At 27.1% G+C, this 2961-nt stretch carries 2 protein-coding genes; both read right to left on the reverse strand.

Annotation, left to right across the window (positions count from 1 at the left end):
* Positions 1–457: signal peptidase I (lepB, locus tag B2671_RS05285; RefSeq protein ID WP_346869478.1), on the reverse strand; the 457-nt coding region annotated here is incomplete at its 3' end.
* A gap of 262 nt (positions 458–719) precedes the next feature.
* Positions 720–2735: an ATP-dependent helicase gene (locus B2671_RS05290; protein ID WP_346869479.1), complete on the reverse strand. Its 2016-nt coding sequence runs from the start codon at positions 2733–2735 to the stop codon at positions 720–722.
* Between the last annotated feature and the right edge of the window lie 226 nt (positions 2736–2961).

A 2961-nucleotide genomic window follows, 5' to 3' on the forward strand; every position in this document is an offset into this window, starting at 1 on the left:
CACTCTTACCAATAATATCATCTATTTTAATAGCTCCAATACTTCTGCTATCTAAACTATTTTCTCTATTATCTCCCATGACAAATATAGAATCACTAGGTATTTTAATAGTCATATCAGGATATGTTTTTACACTATCATCTAAATAAGGTTCTTCAAGTAGTTCACCGTTTATATATACATCACTATTCTTAATCTCAATTGTTTCATTAGGCAATCCTATTACTCTCTTAATAATATTTCTGTTCTCCATTTTTATAACTACAATATCACCTCTGTCATAATCATCAGTAAATTGTTTGTATTTTTCTAATATAACCTTATCATGGTATTCATTTAATGTTGGATACATTGATATGCCTTCTACTGTTATTACATCAATGACAAAGACTCTTATCATAATTACTAAAACAAATACAAGCAATATCTTTAGGTAATCTTTATAATCTTTTTTCATATAATATATCACTCCTTTATAGTTTAATAAATTATATCATAAAACTATTGTTGAATTATAAATTAAAATTCTCCTCAACAATAAAAAAAATAAGGATTACCAAATGGTAGTCCTTAATTTTTTTATATTTAATCATTATTTTGTTTTAATTTATTTACGATAACTCTATCAATAACAAATATAATAACAAATATTATAATCGTGACTATATATAATAGTAATTTTTTAACCTTTAAAATGAATAGAATCATTTAATTTTATGTTACTCTTCGAAGACCTCCATAAGCCCATTGGTTACAAGAACATCAAAGTCAAATTTTCTCTCTAAATCAGAAAATTTAATAGAGATATTACTTTCTTCTAAGGAGGTTATAGTTCCTGTTCCATAGAATTTATGGGTTACAGTTGTTCCAACCTTAAATTTAACTCTTTCTAGTATCTCTTCTTCTAACTGGCACTCACATAGAAATTGAGATTTATTTTTCTTTTCACCTCTTATAAATTGAGGGAAAAGAAATATTAAGTTGTTAATAGCTCTAGTAACTCCTACATAAAATAGTCTTCTCTCTTCCTCTATATCATTATTTTTATAGGGAATAGCTCCATCTACTGTGTTAATCATAAATACCGTATCAAATTCCATTCCTTTAACACCGTGAATAGTACTAAGAATTACACCTTCATTTTTATCCTTATTTCTAGAACTAGCTTTCTTTGTTGCCTCTTCTACAGTATTTACATGTTCTAAGAAGTCTTTAATAGTTTTAAACCCCTTCACGCTTTCTTTAAACTCATTTAACACATTTTCTAAATCTTCTATGGAAAATTTATATTTCTGTGCATATTCCACCAGATGTTTATGATACATTAAGTCTCCTATAATAAATTCTACGGCAGAAGGTAGTGAAATTCTATTTAAGCTAGAAATATCCCTTTCGAGTTTATCTAATATTTTTAATTGAAACATTGGGGTACTATCTAAGTTTTTTAATTTAGTAAAGGTACTGCCTAAACCATTGTTCTTTTTAACTTCTTCTATACTATTTTTACTTATATACCTATAGGGTTTATTTATTATTCTAGTAAAGCTATCCATGTTTAGAGGATATATGCTTAACTTTAGGTAAGCTAATATATCTTGGCATATAAAGTGAGAGAAAAAATTATATTGTCTATCTAGTAAGGTAAAGGGAATTTTCTTTTTAATAAAACTATCGATTATACTTCTACTTTCTATATTAGTTCTATAAAGCACTGCAAAGTTATTAAAGTTATTGTCTTCACTTTCCTTTAGTTTGAGAATATAATCACTTATATATGTACCTTGAGTTGTTTCATCACGAACACCTTGAGCTTTTATTAATCCATCATCAGTTTTATTGGCTCTGATATCCTTTGAGGTTCTAATCTTATTATTTTTTATAGACTTCATAGATAATCTTACTATATTCTGCTTTGATCTATAATTTGTAGATAGATATAAGGTTTTACCTTGTTTAAATATATCTTTAAAGTTTACTATATAGGATGGGTTAGCTCCTCTAAAACTATAGATGCATTGGTCATCATCCCCTACTACAAATAAGTTATTATCCTTATTTAAAAGCTTTAATATGTCCACTTGCACATCATCACTATCTTGAAATTCATCAACTAATATATGTTTAAATTGATTTTGATATGAATTTAATATGGCACTATTCTTAATAAATAAATCTCTACATATTAACTGTAGATCTCCAAAGTCAAGGAGGGATTTTTCTTTTTTATAGGATTCGTAGAAATTTACACAGTTTTTTAAAAGCTCTTTATCGATTTGATTATTTCCATCTCTATTATATTCTCCCTTGCATTTATAGATAGATATGGCATTTACATATTCCTTAACTCTATCTTCACTAACATCCTCCACATAGGCAGTTAAAAAGTTTTTTACTACTCTATAACTTTCAAAGGGTTCTATTATATTAATTTCTCCATAATAAGACTTTAGTATTTTATAGCAAAGTCCATGAAAGGTTCCAAAGAAAGGACTTACCTTATTTTTATCTATGGCTAGGAACCTATTTCTCATATTAGTTGCTGCTGCCTTGGTGAAGGTTATTATAACTATATTTTTAGGTGATATGTTTTTATGATTTATTAGCTCATAAACTCTATTTACAATAACTACAGTTTTTCCACTTCCAGGACCTGCACTGACTATTATATTTTCATTTGTACAGTTAATGGCTGTTAACTGTTCTTTACTTAAAGTGTTATTTTTGTTTTTTATCATAATATAAATCTTTCCTTTTACATGCTTTCAATTTAATAATATTACCATATTATTTGTCCATATACTATAGAAATGAAAGTTTTCTTATGGTACGATATATAGGATGTAAATGTTAACCTATGGAGATTTTATAAAATTTTATCCGATGATTACCAGTTCTAATACTCTCATCTTCTTCAAAGTGGGAGTAAAGAGCTGCTACGTTCCTGGATAACGATTTCTAAGC

Origin of the sequence: Clostridium sp. UBA5119 (assembly GCF_002414285.1) — a bacterium.
In the GTDB taxonomy this organism is placed as follows: domain Bacteria; phylum Bacillota; class Clostridia; order Clostridiales; family Clostridiaceae; genus Clostridium_J; species Clostridium_J sulfidigenes.

Excerpts from the sequence above, each read along its gene's own strand:
- B2671_RS05290 (WP_346869479.1), bottom strand. The coding sequence starts at position 2,735 with ATGATAAAAAACAAAAATAACACTTTAAGTAAAGAACAGTTAACAGCC.